Consider the following 19,495-nt stretch of genomic DNA (forward strand, 5'->3'; position numbering starts at 1 on the left):
CTTTTGAAGCTGTCTTTTATAGGAAGTGTTCTTTTCTTATTTAAGTCTGCCTTTGAATACAGCGGACTCACCCAATTGCTCTTCAATTCTAAGCAACTGATTGTACTTGGCCATACGGTCTGAACGGGAAGCAGAACCGGTTTTGATCTGTCCACAGTTTACTGCAACAGCCAAATCCGCGATGGTAGAATCCTCAGTTTCTCCGGATCTATGTGACATCACTGCAGTAAATCCAGCTTTATGAGCAAGGTTAATTGCATTCAAAGTCTCGGTAAGCGTACCGATTTGGTTTACTTTGATCAGGATGGAGTTGGCAGATTTCTCAGCGATCCCTCTTTCCAGGAATTTCACGTTGGTCACGAAAAGATCGTCACCAACCAACTGGATTTTGTCCCCGATTTTTGCGGTCAACATAGCCCATCCTTCCCAATCTTCCTCAGCACAACCGTCCTCGATAGAATCGATAGGATATTTTTCGGTCAATTCAGCCAGATAATCCACCTGCTCCTGTCGGGATCTAACTTTTCCAGTAGGACCTTCAAACTTGGAGTAGTCATATTTTCCGTCTTTGAAGAATTCAGAAGAGGCACAGTCCAAAGCGATGGTTACATCATCTCCGGCTTTGTAGCCAGCCTTAGCGATCGCATCCAAAATACAACCCAGAGCTTCCTCAGTACCGCCGGAGAAGTTTGGAGCAAATCCACCCTCATCACCAACTGCAGTGCTTAGTCCTTTGTCATGAAGGATTTTCTTCAGGTTGTGGAAGATCTCAGCACCCATTCTCATTGCTTCAGAGAAGGAAGGTGCACCAACTGGTCGAATCATGAATTCCTGAAATGCAATAGGAGCATCAGAGTGAGAACCTCCGTTAATGATATTCATCATTGGAACAGGAAGTGTATTGGCATTCACACCGCCTACATAACGATACAAAGGCTGTCCAGCTTCCATAGCCGCAGCTTTTGCAACGGCAAGTGAAACACCCAAGATTGCGTTTGCGCCAAGCTTGCTTTTAGTAGCAGTACCATCGAGTTCGATCATGATCTGATCGATCATGTTTTGCTCGAATACATCCATACCCACAAGTTCAGGGGCAATGATATCATTCACGTTGGCAACGGCTTTCAATACGCCTTTGCCTAAATATTTGCTTTTGTCTCCGTCACGAAGCTCTACGGCTTCATTGACACCTGTAGAGGCACCACTAGGAACAGCAGCTCTTCCAAAAGCGCCATTTTCAGTGATTACATCTACTTCTACAGTAGGATTTCCTCTAGAATCAAGGATTTGTCTTGCATGAATTGATTGAATCAACGTCATAGTTTTAAAAGGTTTATAAATTAGTTTTTATTGATCATCGCAATAAATTGGTCGAATAGATACCTGGAATCATGTGGTCCGGGTGAAGATTCGGGATGATATTGCACAGAAAATGCAGGTTTATTTTTCAATCTGATCCCTGCTACGGTGTTGTCATTGAGATGTACGTGGGTGATTTCCACATCTGGATTCTTTTCAGTATCCTCTCTGCTGATATTGAAGCCGTGGTTTTGAGAGGTTATTTCACTCTTGCCTGTTTTCAGGTTTTTTATTGGATGATTGATTCCTCGATGCCCATGGTGCATTTTATAGGTAGAAATCCCAACGGATTCCGCCAATAATTGATGTCCAAGACAAATTCCGAATACGGGTTTTCCTGTAGCCAGGATTTCCTTTACGGTATCCACTGCATATTCCATTACTGCTGGGTCACCGGGACCATTGGAAAGGAAATAAGCATCGGGCTCCCAAGCTTCCATTTCGCCCAGCTTTGCTTTGGCTGGGTAAACTTTGCAAAATGCCCCTCTGGCAGCTAGGTTTCTAAGGATGTTTTTCTTTATCCCAAAATCCAAGCAAGCTACTTTGATGGAAGCATTTTCATCACCGAAGAAGTAAGGTTCCTGAGTACAAACAGTGGAAGAAAGTTCCAGTCCGTTCATGTCAGGAAGCTTATCCAATTCCTTTTGCAAGCCTTCCAGATTGTCTTCGTATTCAGAGCTAATGATGGCATTCATGGCTCCTTTGGAACGGATATGTCTTACCAGTTTACGGGTATCGATATCTGCAATCCCGGTGATTTTATACTTTACAAGATAATCCTGGAGAGAGCCGGAGCCATCCAATCTAGAATAGGTTTCTGAGAAACTGTTCACTACAATCCCTCCGATAGTAGGATGGTCTGATTCGATTTCTTCATCATGAACACCGTAATTCCCGATATGGGAGGTAGTGGTCACGATCACCTGACCTGTATAAGAAGGATCGGTGTAAATTTCCTGATAACCGGTCATCCCCGTATTAAAACATATTTCACCACCATTGGTGCCGGGATTTCCAATCAGGGAACCATGAAAGACAGTTCCGTCAGCAAGAAGTAGAGTAGCTTTTTGTTTTATCATTTTTAAGAAAGTTGCCCAAAGTTAATTATTTATCGGGAGGAGGAAGAGAGAATGGGGTATAAAAAAAGGATTGAACCAACGTCCAATCCTTTCAATATTTAAGATGATGCCCAACTTATTTTTCTTCAGTTTGGGCATCAGCAGAATCAGTAGCTTCTGGAGCTTGAGGCTCTTCGGTTTTAGCTTCAGCAACAGGTGCTTCAGTAGCAGCCTCAGCTTTTCCGGTAGATCTTCTAGATCTTCTGGTAGTCTTCTTAGCAGGCTTAGCTTCTTTCAGCATCAATTCGTTGAAGTCAACCAATTCGATGATACACATTTCAGCATTATCCCCAAGACGGAATCCGGTTTTGATAATTCTGGTGTATCCACCTGGACGGGTACCTACTTTAGAGATCACTTCACCGAACAAAGCGATGATAGCTTCCTTATTTTTCAAGTATGAGAAAGCCACACGTCTGTTGTGAGTTGTATCTTCTTTCGCCCTAGTTACTAGAGGCTCCAAATATTTCTTCAATTCTTTAGCCTTGGCAAGCGTAGTGGAAATACGCTTATGAAGAATCAGCGAAGTAGCCATGTTAGAAAGCATCGCTTTCCTATGAGCAGCCTTTCTTCCAAGGTGGTTAAATTTCTTACCGTGTCTCATTTTATTTATTCTTCATCAAGTTTATACTTCGAAATATCCATTCCAAAGGTCAGCCCTTTTTCCTGAATGAGTTGCTCCAACTCAGCGAGAGACTTTTTACCGAAGTTTCTGAATTTCATCATATCAGAAATTTCAAGTTTAGCTAAGTCACCCAAAGTTTTCACATCAGCAGCTTTCAGACAGTTGAATGCACGAACGGAAAGATCGAGATCACTCAAAGAAGTCTTAAGCAGTTTTCTCATGTGAAGGAATTCCTCATCAATTGGCTCAGGCTCGGCGATTCCAGTAGAGTCAAGGACCATAGTTTGGTCAGAGAATAGCATAAAGTGCTGAATCAAAATCTTAGCAGATTCCTGAAGTGCTTTCTCAGGATGAATTGATCCATCAGTAGTTACTTCAAGAATCAATTTTTCGAAGTCAGTCTTTTGCTCTACACGGGTATTTTCGACACTGTACTTCACGTTTTTGATAGGAGTGAAGATTGCATCAATGGCGATTTGGCCAAATACCTGCTCTTTTGGTTTGGACTCTTCAGCTGGTAGATACCCTCTTCCCTTCTCAAGTGTCAATTCGATATCAAAGTTTTTAGTCTCGTCGATATGACAAATCACCAAATCGGGATTCAATACTTCGAAAGAAGAGGTGAACTTAGCAATGTCCCCTGCAGTGAAGACAGACTGGTTTTTGATTTCCACATTGATCTTTCCATCGATGGCCTCATGGACCTTCTTGAATCTCACCTGCTTCAAATTCAAAATAATATCTGTCACATCTTCCACTACACCTTCGATGGTAGAAAATTCATGCACAACTCCCGGGATTTTGATGGAAGTGATTGCATATCCCTCCAAGGAAGAAAGCAAAATTCTTCTTAGGGCATTACCGATAGTAACCCCATAGCCTTTTTCTAGCGGTTTGAATGTAAACAAGCCATGGAAGTCATCGGCCTTCTCCATCACCACTTTTTCGGGCATTTGAAATGCTAGTATGGACATATATCTTGTTCTTTTTTTAAAAGCTGAAAATAGTAAAATTACTTAGAGTAAAGTTCGACAATGAGTTGCTCCTTGATATTCTCAGGAATATCAGTTCTGCTAGGAACACTGACGAATTTGCCGGTCAATGAAGCGCCTTCCCACTCTAACCAGGAATATTTGTTGGCACCCTTACCCGCTAAGCTACTGGTGATAGCCTCCAAGGATTTGGAACGCTCTCTTACAGAAACCACATCACCTGGCTTCAACGTGTAAGAAGGAATGTTCACTACCTCACCATTTACAGTGATATGCTTGTGAGCGACCAATTGTCTTGCACCTCTACGAGTTGGGGCGATACCCAATCTGTAAACTGTGTTGTCCAATCTAGCTTCCAACAACTGAAGAAGGTTTTCACCGGTGATTCCAGATTTTCTGGAAGCGATGTCAAACATTTTGGCGAACTGTCTCTCCAATACACCGTAGATGTATTTTGCTTTTTGCTTTTCAGCAAGCTGGATTGCATATTCAGACTGCTTCTTTCTTCTTCCTCTACCGTGCTGGCCTGGAGGATAGTTTTTCTTTTGAAGCGCTTTGCTGTGCCCTTCAATAGGCTCGCCGAATTTACGGGCGATCTTTGCTTTAGGACCTGTATATCTAGCCATTCTGTTACAATTTTAAAATTAAACTCTTCTACGCTTAGGAGGACGACAACCGTTGTGAGGAAGTGGAGTTACATCTGTGATGGTAGTAACATCTAGTCCTACATTTTGCAAGGTTCTGATAGCAGATTCACGACCTGCACCTGGACCTTTTACAAAAACTTCGATTTTTCTCAAACCTAAGTCATAAGCAACTTGTCCACAGTTCTGAGCGGCCATTTGCGCAGCATAAGGAGTATTTTTCTTGGAGCCTCTGAAACCCATTTTACCGGCGGATGCCCAAGAGATTACTTGTCCTGCATTATTGGTAATAGAGATAATGATATTGTTGAAGGAGGCCTTGATGTGCGCTTGTCCTACAGCTTCTACCTTTACTACTCTTTTCTTACCTTTTGATTTATCGTTTCTTTTCTGAGCCATAATCTAAATCAGGTTTTATTTAGTTGCCTTCTTTTTGTTAGCAACTGTTTTTCTCTTACCCTTCCTTGTTCTGGCGTTGTTTTTGGTCTTCTGACCACGCACAGGAAGTCCTTTTCTGTGTCTCAAACCTCTATAACAACCGATATCCATCAGTCGCTTGATGTTCAATTGGATCTCTGACTTCAGTACACCTTCGGTTCTGAATTCTTCGGCAATGATATTACGGATAGTAGTTGATTCATCATCATCCCACTCACCTGCTTTTTTGTCGAAAGAGATACCGGCCTTGCTCAGGATCGCTCTGGCTGAACTTCTACCTATTCCGAAAATATAGGTAAGTCCGATTTCGCCGCGCTTATTGTCTGGTATGTCTACACCTGCAATTCTAGCCATAATCTTAACCTTGTCTTTGTTTAAACTTAGGATTCTTCTTATTGATGACGTAAAGTTTTCCTTTTCTTCTGATTACTTTACAGTCAGCGCTTCTCTTTTTAATAGATGCCCTTACTTTCATATCAGTTTATTTATATCGATATACTATTCTTCCTTTTGTCAAATCATAGGGAGACAGTTCTAATTTAACACGGTCTCCAGGGAGGATTTTGATATAATTCATCCTCATTTTACCCGAAATATGAGCGATCAATTGATGCCCATTTTCCAGTTCCACTTTAAACATCGCGTTTGACAACGCTTCAATGATGGTTCCATCTTGCTCGATGGATGTCTGTTTGGCCATATTAGAATTTAAAATTCTCCTCTATGTATTTGTGGGTCGTCAAGACCTCTGTTCTATCTTCAAATATCGCAACGGTATGCTCGTAATGAGCGGAGGCTTTCCGGTCTGCTGTCCGAATCGTCCATCCATCACGCTCTTGGACAATATTTCTAGTACCCAAATTAACCATTGGCTCGATGGCAATCACCAATCCTTCTTTGAGCAAAGGACCACTTCCTTTTTTGCCATAATTGGGAACTTCTGGAGATTCGTGAAGGCTTCTGCCCAATCCATGTCCTACTAGCTCCCGAACTACGGTGTAGCCTTTTGCTTCGACGAACTTTTGGATCGCATTACCTATATCACCAATCCTGTTACCAAAAACAGCTTGCTCAATACCTAGGTAGAGTGAATCTTTAGTGGCTTTTAATAAATCTAAAACAGGAAGGGGGACTTCACCGACAGGGTAAGTATAAGCGGAATCGCTATGAAAACCTTGGTGAAAGACTCCACAATCTACTGAGATTATATCGCCATCTTTCAATTCATATTCGCTTGGAAATCCGTGAACAACAACTTCATTCACAGAAATACAGAGCGAAGCGGGAAAACCATTGTATCCTTTAAAGGAAGGAACAGCTTGATGATCCCTAATAAACTCTTCAGCAATTTTATCGAGATAAGAGGTCTTTACCCCTACCTTAATATGTTTAGCAACTTCCCCATGGGCCTTTGCTAAAATATCTGCACTTTCTTTAATCTTTTGAACTTCTTCCGAAGTCTTGTAATGAATCATGTTAAGCTACCTGGTAATTAGAAGTATTCTTCATATTACCGCTTTTCATCATTCCTTCGTAATGTCTCATCAACAGATAACTTTCGATTTGTCTCAAAGTATCCATGATCACACCTACCATAATCAAAAGTGAAGTACCTCCGTAAAACTGGGCGAACTCTCCACCTACCCCTGCGATGATGGCCAAAGCTGGCAAAATTGCAACAGCAGCCAACAACACGGAACCTGGCAAGGTAATTTTGGAAATGATACTGTCGATGAACTCACTGGTAGGAGCTCCTGGCTTGATGCCTGGAACAAAACCACCATTACGCTTCATGTCCTCTGCAATCTGCTCTGGGTTAACAGTAATAGCAGTGTAGAAGAAAGTAAAGATAATGATCAAAGCAGCAAATAACAGATTGTACTGCCAAGATGTGAAGTCTGAGAATGTAGTCCCGATATAGTTGGCTATATCACTTTCACCAGCCCAAATCTGAGCAATCAAAGCAGGAACGAACATCAAAGACTGGGCAAAGATGATCGGCATAACACCAGAAGCATTCACTTTGATTGGAATGTACTGACGCTGTCCACCGTACACCTTACCACCTACAACTTGTTTAGCATATTGTACAGGGATTCTTCTCGTTGCTTCAGTCAAAGCTATGACACCAACAACCACGAAGAACAATACCACAGCTTCGATGATCAGAAGCAAAAGACCAGAAGATCCTTTTTCCAATGTTTCTGCGATGATAGCACCTGGGAAGCGGGAGATAATCCCAATCATGATCAACATGGAGATACCGTTACCGATACCCTTTTCGGTAATTTTCTCACCCAACCACATACAAAACATGGTACCGGCAGAAAGCAAAACCAAAGAGCTGAACATGAAAAGGGAGGTACTTACCATTACTGCTCCGGTCGGAAGGATCGTGGCAGTCACGTATCCAATACCTTGAGCAACAGTAATTGCAATGGTCAATACCCGAGTAATCTGGTTGATTCTTTTTCGACCAGACTCCCCTTCCTTTTGCATTTTTTGGAAGTAGGGTACTCCGACAGTCAACAACTGCAACACGATAGATGCAGATATGTAAGGCATAATGCCTAGACCAAAGATGGAAGCATTACTGAATGCTCCACCAAGGAAAGTGTCTATCAGACCGAAGATTCCTTCTTGTGGCCCGCCTAATTTAGAAGGATCCACGCCGGGAAGTACGATGAAAGAACCTAATCTGAAAATGATCAGAAAACCGATCGTATTCAGGATTCTTACTCTAAGGTCTTCGATAGAGAAAATATTCTTAACTGTCGAAATAAACTTTTTCATTTAATTAAATCTTGTTTACAGATCCACCTGCTTTTTCAATCGCTGCAACTGCACTTGCAGAGAAGCCATGAGCAGATACCGTCAATTTGGAACTCAACTCACCTCCACCAAGAACTTTGACTTTATCGTTTTTGGAAGCAATACCATGAGAGATCATAGCTTCCATATCGATGGTATCAAGTTTGAATTGCTCGGCAAGGCTTTGCAAGGTATCCAAATTTACTGGTTTGAACTCAACTCTGTTCAAGCTTTTGAAACCAAATTTTGGAACTCTTCTTTGAAGTGGCATCTGACCACCTTCAAATCCAATCTTGGTTTTGTAACCGGATCTGGATTTAGCCCCTTTATGGCCTCTTGTAGAAGTACCACCTCTACCTGATCCTGTACCTCTACCGATACGCTTACGGTTTTTGGTCGATCCAGCGGCTGGTTGTAATGTATGTAGTTTCATAATTAAGCTTCCTCCACTTTTACAAGGTGATTTACTTTATTGACCATACCAGCAATCTGAGGAGTTTGTTCAACCACAACAGATTTGTTGATTTTACCAAGACCCAAGGCAACGATAGTTGCTTTTTGATCCTTTGGTCTGTCAATAATACTTTTCGTTTGCGTGATTTTGATCTTAGCCATGATGATTACCCATTAAAAACTTTAGCCATTTTCACTCCTCTTTGCTGAGATACAGCAATAGCATCTCTCAAGTGGATTAACGCATCAATGGTAGCTTTTACCACGTTGTGAGGGTTTGATGAACCTTTGGATTTTGCCAATACGTCAGTAACTCCGGCAGATTCCAAAACGGCACGCATCGCACCACCGGCGATTACACCGGTACCTGCAGCAGCTGGTTTGATCAATACAAGGCCACCACCAAATTTACCAATTTGCTCGTGAGGGATGGTCCCTTTGAGAACAGGCACTTTCACCAAGTTCTTTTTTGCGTCTTCGATACCCTTGGTAATAGCGTCAGTTACTTCATTGGCTTTACCCAATCCATAACCTACAACACCGTTACCGTCACCCACTACTACGATTGCAGAAAAAGAGAATCTTCTACCACCTTTTACCACTTTGGCTACTCGGTTGATAGCTACTACCTTTTCCTTAAGTTCTGTATCTGTAGCCCTGATAGGCTTTTTTCTTAGTTGAGACATAACTGATTAAAATTTAAGGCCTCCTTCTCTGGCTCCTTCAGCCAAAGCTTTCACATTACCGTGATACAAGTAGCCATTTCTGTCAAATACTACTTCACTTACACCATTGGCAGCAGCTCTTTCTGCGAGCTTCTTACCAACTTCCTTAGAAACAGAAACATTAACGTTCTCTTTTGCACCCAATTCCTTGGATGAAGCCTGGGCAAGTGTACGACCTTGAAGATCGTCAATAAGCTGTGCATAGATGCCTGTATTACTTTTGAATACTGACAAACGTGGTCTGGAATCAGTACCAGAAATTTTCTTTCTGATACCCTGCTTGATTCTAAGTCTTCTGGAATTCTTATTAAATGCCATAACCTATTATTTTTTACCGGCAGTTTTACCAGCCTTACGTCTAATTTGTTCTCCAACAAAGCGCACACCTTTACCTTTGTAAGGTTCGATCTTACGAAGAGATCTGATTTTGGCAGCTACTTGTCCAATCAATTCCTTGTCGATTGCTTCCAAGGTGATGATTGGGTTTTTCCCTTTAGGGGTTTCTGTTTTCACAGAAATATTTTCTGGCAATGCAAAGAAAATACTGTGGGAATAACCAAGGCTCAATTCAAGAACCTGACCCTGGTTAGAAGCCTTATAACCTACACCCACAAGTTCCAAGTCTTTCTTATAACCTTCAGAAACTCCGACAACCATATTGTTGATCAAAGCTCTGTAAAGTCCGTGCATAGACTTGTGTCTTTTGGAATCTGTAGGTCTAGAAAGAACAACTTCATTGCCCTCTACTTTAACCTCAATATCAGGATTCACATCCTGCTTGAGCGTGCCTTTTGGACCTTTAACAGTCACCTCTCCACGAGTGGCAACGTCTACAGTAACACCGCTAGGCAGATTTATTGGTTTTTTACCTATTCTAGACATGATAGTAAATTAATATACGTAGCAAAGTACTTCACCCCCTACACCTTCAGTACGGGCTTCTTTGTCAGTCATCACACCTTTGGAGGTGGAAACGATGGCGATACCAAGACCGTTGATAACTCTTGGTAATTCGTCATGCTTCACATATTTTCTAAGACCTGGCGTACTAACTCGCTTCAAGTTTACGATCGCGTTTTGCTTGGTGCTAGGATTGTACTTAAGGGCGATTTTGATCGTTCCCTGAGGTCCATTATCTTCAAACTTATAGTTCTGGATATATCCTTTGTCATGCAATACTTTAGTGATCTCCTTCTTGATGTTAGAAGCAGGTATCTCAACGATTCTGTGAGAAGCCTTGATGGCATTTCTCAATCTGGTCAGATAATCGGCTATTGGATCAGTCATGGTATATTTAGTCTAGCTCCGCCCCTTTTTGGGCGTGCAAAGTTACGAATTGATTTTTTAAATAAAAACTACTGTCGTTATTTTACCAGCTGGACTTAGTTACTCCCGGAATCTTGCCTGCAGAGGCCATTTCACGGAAGGTTACCCTGTTGATACCAAACTTTCTCATGTAGCCTTTTGGTCTACCAGTCAGTTTACATCTGTTGTGAAGTCTGACCGGAGAAGCGTTTTTAGGCAGTTTGTCAAGTGCTTCATAATCACCAGCTGCTTTCAGCTCAGCTCTTTTCTTAGCATACTTGGCTACCAGACGCTCTCTTTTTCTCTCACGAGCTTTGATGGACTCTTTTGCCATGATTATTCTTGATTATTTTTATTAACGAATGGCATTCCGAAAGCCTTCAATAGCGCGAAGCTTTCTTCATCTGTATTAGCAGTAGTCACGAATGTGATATCCATACCGGAGATTCTGTTAACCTTCTCGATAGAGATTTCAGGGAATATGATCTGCTCAGTAACACCCAAAGTGTAGTTACCTCTACCGTCAAATCCTTTTTCGGAAATTCCTTTGAAGTCACGAACACGTGGAAGAGCCACGGTCATCAATCTGTCCAGGAATTCATACATTTTGGATCCTCTCAAAGTAACTTTAGCACCGATAGGCATTCCTTCTCTCAACTTAAAGTTAGATACAGAAGTCTTAGCCTTGGTAGCTACTGCTCTTTGGCCAGTGATCAAAGAAAGCTCTTCAACACCTTGGTCAACCAATTTCTTGTCAGCCACGGCGGCGCCGATACCTTTGTTCAAAACAATTTTTGTCAACTTAGGCACCTGCATCACTGAAGAATACTGGAATTTTTCTTTCAAAGCTGGAACGATATCGTTCACATACTTTTCTTTTATTCTAGGATTAGCCATTGATCACCTCCCCTGTTTTCTTAGAGTATCTTACTAGTTTACCGTTTTCGCCGATCTTGCGACCTGTTCTGGTAGTTTCGCCAGTTTTAGGATCTACAAGCATCAGGTTACTGATATGAACTGGAGCTTCTTTCTTTTCGATACCACCTTGAGGCTTGGCAGCGGTTGGTTTCACGTGCTTAGTCACGATATTAACTCCTTCTACAAAGGCTCTTCTCTTTGCGGTGTCTACAGAAAGAACTTTCCCTGTTTTTCCTTTGTCATCACCTGCGATCACCTTCACGGTGTCTCCGGTTTTGATGTGCAGCTTAGGCTGCTTGTTGAATTTTCTTTCCATGATTACAATACTTCAGGGGCCAAGGAAACGATTTTCATAAACTGCTTCTCTCTCAGTTCTCTGGCAACTGGGCCAAAGATACGAGTGCCTCTAGGCTCATCGTTGTTGTTCAACAATACAGCAGCGTTGTCCTCAAATCGGATGTAAGAACCGTCTTTACGTCTTACTTCTTTTTTGGTACGTACAATTACCGCTCTGGAAACGGTACCTTTTTTCATGTTGCTGGAAGAGAGGGCTGACTTTACAGTCACGACTACTTTATCACCGATAGAAGCATATCGCTTTTTAGTTCCACCCAATACGCGGATAACCAATACCTCTTTGGCACCGGAGTTGTCCGCAACGCTTAGTCTGGATTCTTGCTGTATCATGATTACTTAGCCCTTTCAATAATTTCAACTACTCTCCAACGTTTGTTCTTACTCAGCGGACGAGTTTCACTGATTTTAACGATGTCACCTGGGTTACACTCGTTCTTCTCGTCATGAGCCATAAATTTGGTTGTCTTGGCAACGAACTTACCGTAAATACCGTGTTTCACTTTACGTTCCACGGCTACAGTAATGGATTTATCCATTTTGTTGCTTACGACTTTACCAATTCTTTCTTTTCGAAGATTTCTTTCGATCGTAGCCATTTTCTTTTCTGTTAGCTCTTATTTGGAAGCCAATGCAGTCTTCAATCTTGCGATCAGACGCTTGGTCTCGCGGATTCTGTTAGGATTCTCAATAGGAGAAATTGAGTGAGCAAACTGCAATTTGCTCAGATTCGTTTTCTCAGCGCTGATTCTCTCAGCGATTTCACTTGCGGAAAGTGATTGGATCTCTGTATTTTTCATAGTTCCTAATTATTCTGCGTAGTCTCTACGAACAGTAAACTTAGTGCTCACTGGAAGTTTCTGTTGAGCCAATCTCAAGGCTTCCTTAGCAGTTTCCAAAGGCACACCAGTAGCTTCGAAGAGGATGGTTCCTGGCTTGATCACTGCCACCCAATATTCAGGAGCACCTTTACCTTTACCCATACGTACCTCTGCAGGCTTTTTAGTGATCGGCTTGTCAGGGAAAATTCTGATCCAAACCTGACCTTCTCTTTTCATTGCTCTGGTCATCGCGATACGAGCTGCCTCGATCTGACGAGAGGTGATCCATCCTGCTTCAAGGGACTTGATGCCAAAGTTGCCAAAAGCGAGCGTATGCCCTCTTTGAGCTAGGCCTTTGACACGGCCCTTATGCATTTTCCTATATTTAGTTCTTTTCGGCTGTAACATGAGTTCTCACTTACTAAAGGTGAAAATTAGTTATTTCTTTTTCTACGTCTTGGACCTCCGTCTCTCTTAGGACCTGCATTTCTTGGGCCTTTAGGCTCATTTGCAGCTCCCTGATTTGGAGACAAGTCTCTCTTACCGTACACTTCACCCTTGAAGATCCATACTTTGATACCAATGATACCATAGACGGTCAAAGCTTCAGAGATTGCATAATCAATGTCAGCTCTAAGAGTGTGAAGAGGAATACGTCCCTCTTTGTACATTTCAGATCGGGCCATTTCGGCTCCACCAAGACGACCAGAAAGTTTAACTTTGATTCCTTCTGCTCCCACTCTCATGGATGCTGCAATGGCTTGTTTCATTGCTCTTCTGAAGGAAATTCTGGCTTGAAGCTGTTGAGCAATGGACTCACCAACCAATTTAGCGTCCAATTCAGGTCTTTTGATCTCGAAGATGTTGATCTGAATGTCCTTGTTAGTAAGTTTTTTAAGCTCTTCTTTCAGCTTGTCTACTTCGGCTCCACCTTTACCAATAACTACACCTGGACGGGCAGTATGAATGGTAAGCGTGATTCTCTTAAGCGTACGCTCAATGATCACCTTAGCAATCCCACCCTTAGGAATTCTGGCAAGGACGTACTTACGGATTTGCTGATCTTCGTATAGTTTTTCGGCGAAGTCTTTCCCACCATACCAGTTGGAATCCCAGCCTTTGACTACACCAAGTCTAAATCCTATTGGGTTAATCTTTTGTCCCATAGTCTGTTCTTAATTTGCCTTTTCGTTTGTTTCTACTACATCAGCGGTAACTTCCTGGCCATTGAATGCATCAACAACTAGAGTTACATGATTTGATCTCTTGCGGATTCTGTGGCCTCTTCCCTGAGGAGCTGGTCTCAATCTCTTAAGAGATCTACCTTCGTCAACCATGATGGTTTTGATGAAAAGGTCAGCTTCTTCAAGTCTAGCATCTGGGTTTTTTGCCTGCCAGTTAGCTACAGCTGAAAGGAGAAGTTTCTCCAATTTCATTGCGCCATGGTTAGGTGTAAACTTCAATATGCTCAGAGCCAATCCCACTCTTTTGCCTCTGACTAAGTCAGCTACAAGACGCATTTTGCGTGGAGAGGTAGGAACGTTATTTAATCTTGCTACTGCTTCCATGATTATCTCTTTCCTTTATCTTTTTTGGCAATGTGGCCTCTGAAATTTCTGGTAGGAGCAAATTCACCTAGCTTGTGACCTACCATGTTGTCTGTTACAAATACCGGAATGAATTTATTACCGTTATGCACAGCGAAGGTATGTCCTACGAAATCTGGAGAAATCATGGATCTTCTTGACCAAGTCTTGATGACGGATTTCTTGCCGGACTCGTTCATAGCATCCACTTTCTTTACCAAGTGATGCTCGATATAAGGACCTTTTTTTAATGAACGTGCCATAATTATTTAGATCTTTTGCTAACGATGAACTTGTTTGAATACTTCTTAGGTGCTCTGGTTTTCTTACCCTTGGACAGTAGACCCTTTCTGGATCTTGGATGTCCACCGGAAGATCTACCTTCACCACCACCCATTGGGTGATCTACTGGGTTCATAGCCACACCTCTTGTACGAGGTCTAACTCCCAACCATCTCTTACGGCCGGCTTTACCCAATACTACGTTCATGTGGTCTGAATTGGAAACAGTACCAACTGTAGCCATACAAACACCCAAAACAAGTCTCATTTCACCAGATGGAAGTTTTACGGTCACGTACTTACCCTCACGGGCAACGATCTGCGCATAACCACCGGCACTTCTTACCATTGCAGCACCTTTTCCAGGCTTCAATTCCACACAGTGTACGATAGTACCCATAGGGATATTAGCCAAGTGCATTGCGTTGCCCACTTCTGGAGCAACTTGCTCACCGGAAATCACTGTTTGTCCTACTTGCAAACCTTCCGGAGCGATAATGTAGGCCTTAGCACCATCTGCATAATAAAGTAGGGCAAGACGGGCTGTTCTGTTCGGATCGTATTCGATAGCCTTTACGGTAGCTGGTACGCCAAACTTGTTTCTTTTGAAGTCTACAATTCTTAGTCTTCTCTTATGACCACCACCAATGTAACGGGCAGTCATTTTGCCTTCATTATTTCTACCACCTGATTTCTTTACAGGAGCAAGAAGGGACTTTTCTGGCTTTGACTTAGTAATCTCGTCAAAAGCAGGGGCCACTCTGAATCTTGTTCCTGGAGTAACAGGCTTCAACTTTTTAATTGCCATGATATTGATTCAATTAAATTTCTCCGTAAAAATCAATTACCTCTCCATCAGCCACTTGTACAATTGCCTTCTTGAAGGAATTGGTAAAGCCTGATACGATTTTTGTCTTGGTGTATCTTGTCTTATGCTTCGCAGCATATCTCATGGTTCTGATAGATACCACTTTCACACCATACGTTTTTTCTACAGCATTTTTGATTTCCGGCTTCTTCGCAGTTTTCTCTACGATGAATCCATAAACGCCTTTCTCGTTCATTGCGGAAACCTTTTCTGTAATCAAAGGCTGCTTTAGAATATCCATTGTCTTATTTCGATAAAATGGTTTCCAACTTACTTACAGACCCTTCGCACAACACAAGGTGATCTGCATTCAGGAGTTGGTAAGTATTTACATCATTGACAGTTACAACTTTCGCTTTAGGAAGGTTTCTGCTGGATAGGTAAACGTTCTTGTTGTCTTCAGGGAGAACCAAAAGCGTCTTTTTATCGGATAGCGCCAATCCATTGAGCAAAGCCAGATAAGTTTTAGTCTTAGGAGCATCGAAGTTTAGGTTCTCCAATACAGACAGACTATTGTCTTTCACTTTGTAAGAAAGTGCAGACTTTCTGGCTAGTTGTTTTACTTTTTTATTCAATTTGAAGGAATAGTTTCTTGGTCTTGGACCAAATACTCTACCTCCACCTCTGAAAAGCGGGGACTTCAAAGATCCAGCACGTGCACCACCGGTACCCTTTTGCTTCTTGATCTTTTTAGTAGAACCAGCTACTTCATTTCTTTCTTTAGACTTATGAGTTCCCTGTCTTTGGTTAGCCAGGTACTGCTTCACATCCAGATAGATAGCATGATCGTTGGGCTCGATTGCGAAAATCTCGTCCGACAGATTTACTTTTCTTCCGGTATCTTCTCCTTTTTGATTAATTACTGCTAATTCCATGGCTTACTTCTCTAGAATTACATAAGAATTTTTAGGACCAGGTACTGAACCGGATACCAAGAGGAGGTTTTGCTCAGGGTAAATTTTCAATACTCTGAGGTTCAATACTTTCACTCTGTCCCCACCTGTTCTACCTGCCATTCTCATCCCTTTAAATACTCGGGATGGCCAAGAACAAGCACCAATGGAACCTGGATGTCTTTGTCTGTTGTGCTGACCGTGAGTTTGTCCACCCACACCACCAAAACCATGACGCTTCACTACACCTTGGAAGCCTTTACCTTTAGAAGTACCGATAGCATCGACGAAGTCACCTTCTACGAATACTTCCCCAGCCTTCACTGTAGCTCCTAGATCAACCTGGCCTTCAAATTCAACCCGGAAATCACGGAACTCAACAACTTTGTGCTTTGGAGTTGTGCCAGCTTTCTTGAAGTGGCCGATCAATGGCTTTGGAGTGTTTTTCTCCTTACGCTCACCGAAACCCAACTGCACAGCGTTGTACCCGTCTGTTTCAACGTTTTTTACTTGCGTCACTACGCAAGGACCAGCTTCTATTAACGTGCATGCGACATTACGTCCATCGGCACTGAAAATGCTAGTCATTCCTACTTTTTTACCTATTATACCAGACATCTTTTATAAGATAATTTGATAATCCACAAGCGATTAAGCGCTTGGGCCCTTTTTAAGGACTGCAAAGTTACTGAAATAAAATTCTGTAACAAACGCCAACTCGTATATTTTCAAACAATTAGAAAATAATTCATTTGGTTTCTACCCGTAAATCAGCCTCTTTACCAAGGAACCATTGCCGGATTTAAAAAAAACAAAAGACCTGCACCAAAATGCAGGTCTTTTTATTCAGATTTTCAGGTTCTATCAAACCTTGATTTCTACATCAACTCCACTTGGAAGTTCGATTTTCATCAAAGCATCCACAGTCTTGGAAGAGTTAGAATAGATATCAACTAAGCGCTTGTAAGTACAAAGCTGATACTGGTCTCTAGCTTTCTTGTTTACGTGTGGGGATTTCAACACAGTAAACTTTTCTTTCTTAGTTGGCAATGGAATTGGTCCCACTACTACTGCACCAGTAGCCTTTACAGCTTTCACGATCTTCTCTGATGACTTATCCACCAGACTGTGATCGTATGATTTTAGTTTTATTCTAATTTTCTGATTCATCGCAAATATTGATTAGTCTTTCTGACCTTTTACGTTAGCAATAACTCCCTCTGCTATGTTATTAGGTACTGGCTCATAGTGAGAGAATGTCAAAGATGCTGTTGCTCTACCGGAGGAGATGGTTCTCAAATCGGTAATGTAACCAAACAACTCAGACAATGGCACAGCAGCTTTGATTACAGAAGAAGTACCTTTGGTATCCATCCCTTTCATCAAACCTCTTCTTCTGTTTAAGTCACCAGTGATAGGACCAGTGTACTCATCAGGAGTCACCACGTCTACAGACATGATAGGCTCAAGCAATTGCGGCTTACACTTTTTAGCAGCTTCTTTGAAACCAATTCTAGCAGCCAATTCGAAGGAAAGAGCATCTGAATCGACATCGTGGAAGGATCCGTGGAACAATCTAACTTTCATTGACTCGATAGGATATCCAGCCAAAGGACCGTTTTTCATTGCTTCAGCAAAACCTTTCTGGATAGATGGGATAAATTCTTTTGGAATAACACCACCTACGATACCATTCACAAATTCCAAACCTGGCTTAATTTCCCCAGTTTCTGGATCGGGATCTTTAGGACCCAATTCAAATACGATATCAGCAAATTTACCTTTTCCACCAGTTTGCTTTTTGTAAACCTCTTTGTGCTCAACAGAACCATACAATGCTTCTTTGTAAGCAACCTGAGGAGCGCCCTGGTTGATTTCTACTTTGAACTCACGCTTCAATCGGTCGATAATGATATCCAGGTGAAGTTCCCCCATTCCTCTCAAGATAGTCTGACCAGTTTCGTGATCTGTATTTACCTGAAGAGTTGGATCTTCTTCTACCAATTTAGCGATAGCCATACCCAATTTATCAACGTCAGCTTGAGTCTTAGGCTCAATTGCATAACCAATAACTGGCTCAGGGAAGATCATGGATTCCAGAACAATCTTACGATTTTCAGCACAAAGGGTATCCCCTGTTTTGATATCCTTAAATCCTACAACTGCACCAATATCACCAGCTCTCAAAGCATCAATTTGATTTTGCTTGTTAGCGTGCATCTGGAACACTCTGGAGATACGCTCCTTGTTACCAGAACGGCTGTTGAAGATGTAAGAACCAGACTCTAAAATTCCGGAGTAGGCTCTTACGAAGCAAAGTCTACCTACGAATGGGTCGGTAGCGATTTTAAATGCCAAACCTGCAAATGGCTCTTTTTCACTAGGAGTGATTACAACTTCTTTTTCCTCATCATTCAAATCATGAGCAATCAAGTCATCTTTATCCAATGGAGAAGGAAGCAATTCCATCACCAAGTCAAGCATGGTTTGAACACCTTTGTTTTTGAAAGAAGAACCACATACCATTGGAACAATTTTCATGTCGATGGTAGCTTTTCTCAACGCTGTGAGGATTTCTTCTTCAGTAATGGAATCTGGATCATCAAAGAATTTCTCCATCAGAGACTCGTCATACTCAGCGACAGCTTCAAGCAAATGCTCTCTCCACTGCGCTACTTCATCCTGCAAGTCTTCAGGGATAGGAACAACCTCATAGGTCATTCCCATGTCTTCTTCGTTCCAAACGATCCCTCTGTTATTGATCAAGTCAACAACACCTTTGAATTTGTCTTCTGAACCGATAGGGATTTGCAAAGGCACAGCGTAGCTACCCAGCATTTCTTTCACCTGCTTACAAACCTCAAGGAAGTTTGCACCTGCACGGTCCATTTTGTTTACGAAACCAATTCTAGCTACTTTATAGTTGTCAGCTAATCTCCAGTTGGTTTCAGACTGAGGTTCTACCCCATCTACTGCACTGAACAAGAATACCAATCCATCGAGAACACGAAGAGATCTGTTTACTTCCACAGTAAAGTCAACGTGACCGGGAGTATCGATGATGTTAATTTGGTACTTGTTATCTCTATAATTCCAGAAAACAGTAGTAGCAGCAGAAGTAATAGTGATACCTCTTTCTTGCTCCTGAGCCATCCAGTCCATGGTAGCAGCACCATCGTGAACCTCACCTATTTTGTGAGAAACACCTGAATAAAAAAGAATACGCTCAGTAGTGGTAGTTTTACCAGCATCAATATGGGCAGCGATACCGATATTTCTGGTGAATTTTAAATCTCTTGCCAT

Annotated in this window: 33 protein-coding genes; all 33 read right to left on the reverse strand. The window is 42.0% G+C overall.

Annotated elements, in window-relative coordinates; translation table 11 throughout:
* Window positions 1–36: 36 nt before the first annotated feature.
* Window positions 37–1,320 carry a phosphopyruvate hydratase gene (gene eno / locus P2G54_RS12545; protein ID WP_275871640.1) on the reverse strand — a complete coding sequence of 428 codons (1,284 nt, stop codon included), beginning with the start codon at window positions 1,318–1,320 and terminating at the stop codon, window positions 37–39.
* Between the two features lie 20 nt (window positions 1,321–1,340).
* Window positions 1,341–2,438: a glutamine-hydrolyzing carbamoyl-phosphate synthase small subunit gene (gene carA / locus P2G54_RS12550; protein WP_275871642.1), complete on the reverse strand. Its 1,098-nt coding sequence runs from the start codon at window positions 2,436–2,438 to the stop codon at window positions 1,341–1,343.
* Between the two features lie 115 nt (window positions 2,439–2,553).
* Complete coding sequence (rplQ, locus tag P2G54_RS12555; RefSeq protein ID WP_275871644.1) at window positions 2,554–3,081, reverse strand: 50S ribosomal protein L17; 528 nt, start codon at window positions 3,079–3,081, stop codon at window positions 2,554–2,556.
* A gap of 5 nt (window positions 3,082–3,086) precedes the next feature.
* On the reverse strand, window positions 3,087–4,076 hold the full coding sequence (locus P2G54_RS12560) for a DNA-directed RNA polymerase subunit alpha (RefSeq protein WP_275871647.1): 990 nt from the start codon (window positions 4,074–4,076) through the stop codon (window positions 3,087–3,089).
* A 38-nt stretch (window positions 4,077–4,114) separates the two neighbouring features.
* Entirely contained in the window at window positions 4,115–4,720 is a 606-nt protein-coding gene (gene rpsD, locus P2G54_RS12565; RefSeq protein WP_275871649.1) for a 30S ribosomal protein S4, read from the reverse strand.
* 18 nt (window positions 4,721–4,738) lie between these two features.
* Entirely contained in the window at window positions 4,739–5,137 is a 399-nt protein-coding gene (rpsK, locus tag P2G54_RS12570; RefSeq protein WP_275871651.1) for a 30S ribosomal protein S11, read from the reverse strand.
* 15 nt (window positions 5,138–5,152) lie between these two features.
* Window positions 5,153–5,530 carry a 30S ribosomal protein S13 gene (gene rpsM / locus P2G54_RS12575; protein WP_275871653.1) on the reverse strand — a complete coding sequence of 126 codons (378 nt, stop codon included), beginning with the start codon at window positions 5,528–5,530 and terminating at the stop codon, window positions 5,153–5,155.
* 4 nt (window positions 5,531–5,534) lie between these two features.
* A complete protein-coding gene (gene ykgO, locus P2G54_RS12580; RefSeq protein WP_081701372.1) occupies window positions 5,535–5,651 on the reverse strand; it encodes a type B 50S ribosomal protein L36 in 117 nt (38 codons plus the stop codon).
* A gap of 6 nt (window positions 5,652–5,657) precedes the next feature.
* On the reverse strand, window positions 5,658–5,876 hold the full coding sequence (gene infA, locus P2G54_RS12585; protein WP_026956468.1) for a translation initiation factor IF-1: 219 nt from the start codon (window positions 5,874–5,876) through the stop codon (window positions 5,658–5,660).
* Between the two features lies 1 nt (window position 5,877).
* Entirely contained in the window at window positions 5,878–6,651 is a 774-nt protein-coding gene (map, locus tag P2G54_RS12590; RefSeq protein WP_275871659.1) for a type I methionyl aminopeptidase, read from the reverse strand.
* Between the two features lies 1 nt (window position 6,652).
* A complete protein-coding gene (gene secY, locus P2G54_RS12595; RefSeq protein ID WP_275871661.1) occupies window positions 6,653–7,969 on the reverse strand; it encodes a preprotein translocase subunit SecY in 1,317 nt (438 codons plus the stop codon).
* A gap of 4 nt (window positions 7,970–7,973) precedes the next feature.
* Window positions 7,974–8,420 carry a 50S ribosomal protein L15 gene (gene rplO / locus P2G54_RS12600; protein ID WP_275871663.1) on the reverse strand — a complete coding sequence of 149 codons (447 nt, stop codon included), beginning with the start codon at window positions 8,418–8,420 and terminating at the stop codon, window positions 7,974–7,976.
* Between the two features lie 2 nt (window positions 8,421–8,422).
* The gene (gene rpmD, locus P2G54_RS12605; protein ID WP_275871665.1) at window positions 8,423–8,602 is read right to left on the reverse strand and encodes a 50S ribosomal protein L30; all 180 of its coding nucleotides are present in this window, start codon (window positions 8,600–8,602) and stop codon (window positions 8,423–8,425) included.
* A gap of 5 nt (window positions 8,603–8,607) precedes the next feature.
* Complete coding sequence (gene rpsE, locus P2G54_RS12610) at window positions 8,608–9,126, reverse strand: 30S ribosomal protein S5 (protein ID WP_275871667.1); 519 nt, start codon at window positions 9,124–9,126, stop codon at window positions 8,608–8,610.
* A gap of 6 nt (window positions 9,127–9,132) precedes the next feature.
* Window positions 9,133–9,483 (reverse strand): 50S ribosomal protein L18, encoded by a 351-nt coding sequence (rplR, locus tag P2G54_RS12615; protein ID WP_275871669.1) that lies wholly within the window; start codon window positions 9,481–9,483, stop codon window positions 9,133–9,135.
* Window positions 9,484–9,489: 6 nt separating this feature from the next.
* A complete protein-coding gene (gene rplF / locus P2G54_RS12620) occupies window positions 9,490–10,047 on the reverse strand; it encodes a 50S ribosomal protein L6 (RefSeq protein WP_275871671.1) in 558 nt (185 codons plus the stop codon).
* Between the two features lie 9 nt (window positions 10,048–10,056).
* Window positions 10,057–10,452 carry a 30S ribosomal protein S8 gene (rpsH, locus tag P2G54_RS12625; protein WP_275871673.1) on the reverse strand — a complete coding sequence of 132 codons (396 nt, stop codon included), beginning with the start codon at window positions 10,450–10,452 and terminating at the stop codon, window positions 10,057–10,059.
* Window positions 10,453–10,534: 82 nt separating this feature from the next.
* Entirely contained in the window at window positions 10,535–10,804 is a 270-nt protein-coding gene (gene rpsN, locus P2G54_RS12630; protein ID WP_206570968.1) for a 30S ribosomal protein S14, read from the reverse strand.
* A gap of 2 nt (window positions 10,805–10,806) precedes the next feature.
* A complete protein-coding gene (rplE, locus tag P2G54_RS12635) occupies window positions 10,807–11,367 on the reverse strand; it encodes a 50S ribosomal protein L5 (protein WP_275871677.1) in 561 nt (186 codons plus the stop codon).
* Window positions 11,360–11,704 (reverse strand): 50S ribosomal protein L24, encoded by a 345-nt coding sequence (rplX, locus tag P2G54_RS12640; RefSeq protein WP_275871679.1) that lies wholly within the window; start codon window positions 11,702–11,704, stop codon window positions 11,360–11,362. Before rplX ends, rplE begins: the two co-directional genes overlap by 8 nt.
* A 2-nt stretch (window positions 11,705–11,706) precedes the next feature.
* Window positions 11,707–12,075, reverse strand: coding sequence for a 50S ribosomal protein L14 (gene rplN / locus P2G54_RS12645; RefSeq protein WP_026956456.1), 369 nt, complete (start codon window positions 12,073–12,075; stop codon window positions 11,707–11,709).
* Window positions 12,076–12,077: 2 nt separating this feature from the next.
* Window positions 12,078–12,341 (reverse strand): 30S ribosomal protein S17, encoded by a 264-nt coding sequence (rpsQ, locus tag P2G54_RS12650; protein ID WP_275871686.1) that lies wholly within the window; start codon window positions 12,339–12,341, stop codon window positions 12,078–12,080.
* Between the two features lie 18 nt (window positions 12,342–12,359).
* Window positions 12,360–12,542, reverse strand: coding sequence for a 50S ribosomal protein L29 (gene rpmC, locus P2G54_RS12655; RefSeq protein ID WP_275871688.1), 183 nt, complete (start codon window positions 12,540–12,542; stop codon window positions 12,360–12,362).
* Window positions 12,543–12,551: 9 nt separating this feature from the next.
* Complete coding sequence (rplP, locus tag P2G54_RS12660; RefSeq protein WP_275871690.1) at window positions 12,552–12,971, reverse strand: 50S ribosomal protein L16; 420 nt, start codon at window positions 12,969–12,971, stop codon at window positions 12,552–12,554.
* A 26-nt stretch (window positions 12,972–12,997) separates the two neighbouring features.
* On the reverse strand, window positions 12,998–13,729 hold the full coding sequence (gene rpsC / locus P2G54_RS12665) for a 30S ribosomal protein S3 (protein ID WP_275871692.1): 732 nt from the start codon (window positions 13,727–13,729) through the stop codon (window positions 12,998–13,000).
* A 9-nt stretch (window positions 13,730–13,738) separates the two neighbouring features.
* Window positions 13,739–14,131, reverse strand: a complete 393-nt coding sequence (rplV, locus tag P2G54_RS12670) for a 50S ribosomal protein L22 (RefSeq protein ID WP_275871694.1) — start codon at window positions 14,129–14,131, stop codon at window positions 13,739–13,741.
* 2 nt (window positions 14,132–14,133) lie between these two features.
* Window positions 14,134–14,412, reverse strand: coding sequence for a 30S ribosomal protein S19 (gene rpsS, locus P2G54_RS12675; RefSeq protein ID WP_010856292.1), 279 nt, complete (start codon window positions 14,410–14,412; stop codon window positions 14,134–14,136).
* A 2-nt stretch (window positions 14,413–14,414) separates the two neighbouring features.
* Window positions 14,415–15,239: a 50S ribosomal protein L2 gene (gene rplB / locus P2G54_RS12680; RefSeq protein ID WP_275871698.1), complete on the reverse strand. Its 825-nt coding sequence runs from the start codon at window positions 15,237–15,239 to the stop codon at window positions 14,415–14,417.
* 13 nt (window positions 15,240–15,252) lie between these two features.
* On the reverse strand, window positions 15,253–15,540 hold the full coding sequence (gene rplW, locus P2G54_RS12685) for a 50S ribosomal protein L23 (RefSeq protein WP_275871700.1): 288 nt from the start codon (window positions 15,538–15,540) through the stop codon (window positions 15,253–15,255).
* Between the two features lie 4 nt (window positions 15,541–15,544).
* Window positions 15,545–16,174 carry a 50S ribosomal protein L4 gene (gene rplD, locus P2G54_RS12690; RefSeq protein WP_275871702.1) on the reverse strand — a complete coding sequence of 210 codons (630 nt, stop codon included), beginning with the start codon at window positions 16,172–16,174 and terminating at the stop codon, window positions 15,545–15,547.
* 3 nt (window positions 16,175–16,177) lie between these two features.
* Window positions 16,178–16,810, reverse strand: a complete 633-nt coding sequence (gene rplC / locus P2G54_RS12695; RefSeq protein WP_275871703.1) for a 50S ribosomal protein L3 — start codon at window positions 16,808–16,810, stop codon at window positions 16,178–16,180.
* A gap of 246 nt (window positions 16,811–17,056) precedes the next feature.
* Entirely contained in the window at window positions 17,057–17,362 is a 306-nt protein-coding gene (rpsJ, locus tag P2G54_RS12700; protein WP_024284766.1) for a 30S ribosomal protein S10, read from the reverse strand.
* A 12-nt stretch (window positions 17,363–17,374) separates the two neighbouring features.
* Window positions 17,375–19,495 (reverse strand): elongation factor G, encoded by a 2,121-nt coding sequence (gene fusA / locus P2G54_RS12705; RefSeq protein ID WP_275871709.1) that lies wholly within the window; start codon window positions 19,493–19,495, stop codon window positions 17,375–17,377.

The sequence above is a fragment of the Algoriphagus sp. CAU 1675 genome (assembly GCF_029222925.1).
Taxonomy (GTDB): Bacteria; Bacteroidota; Bacteroidia; order Cytophagales; family Cyclobacteriaceae; genus Algoriphagus.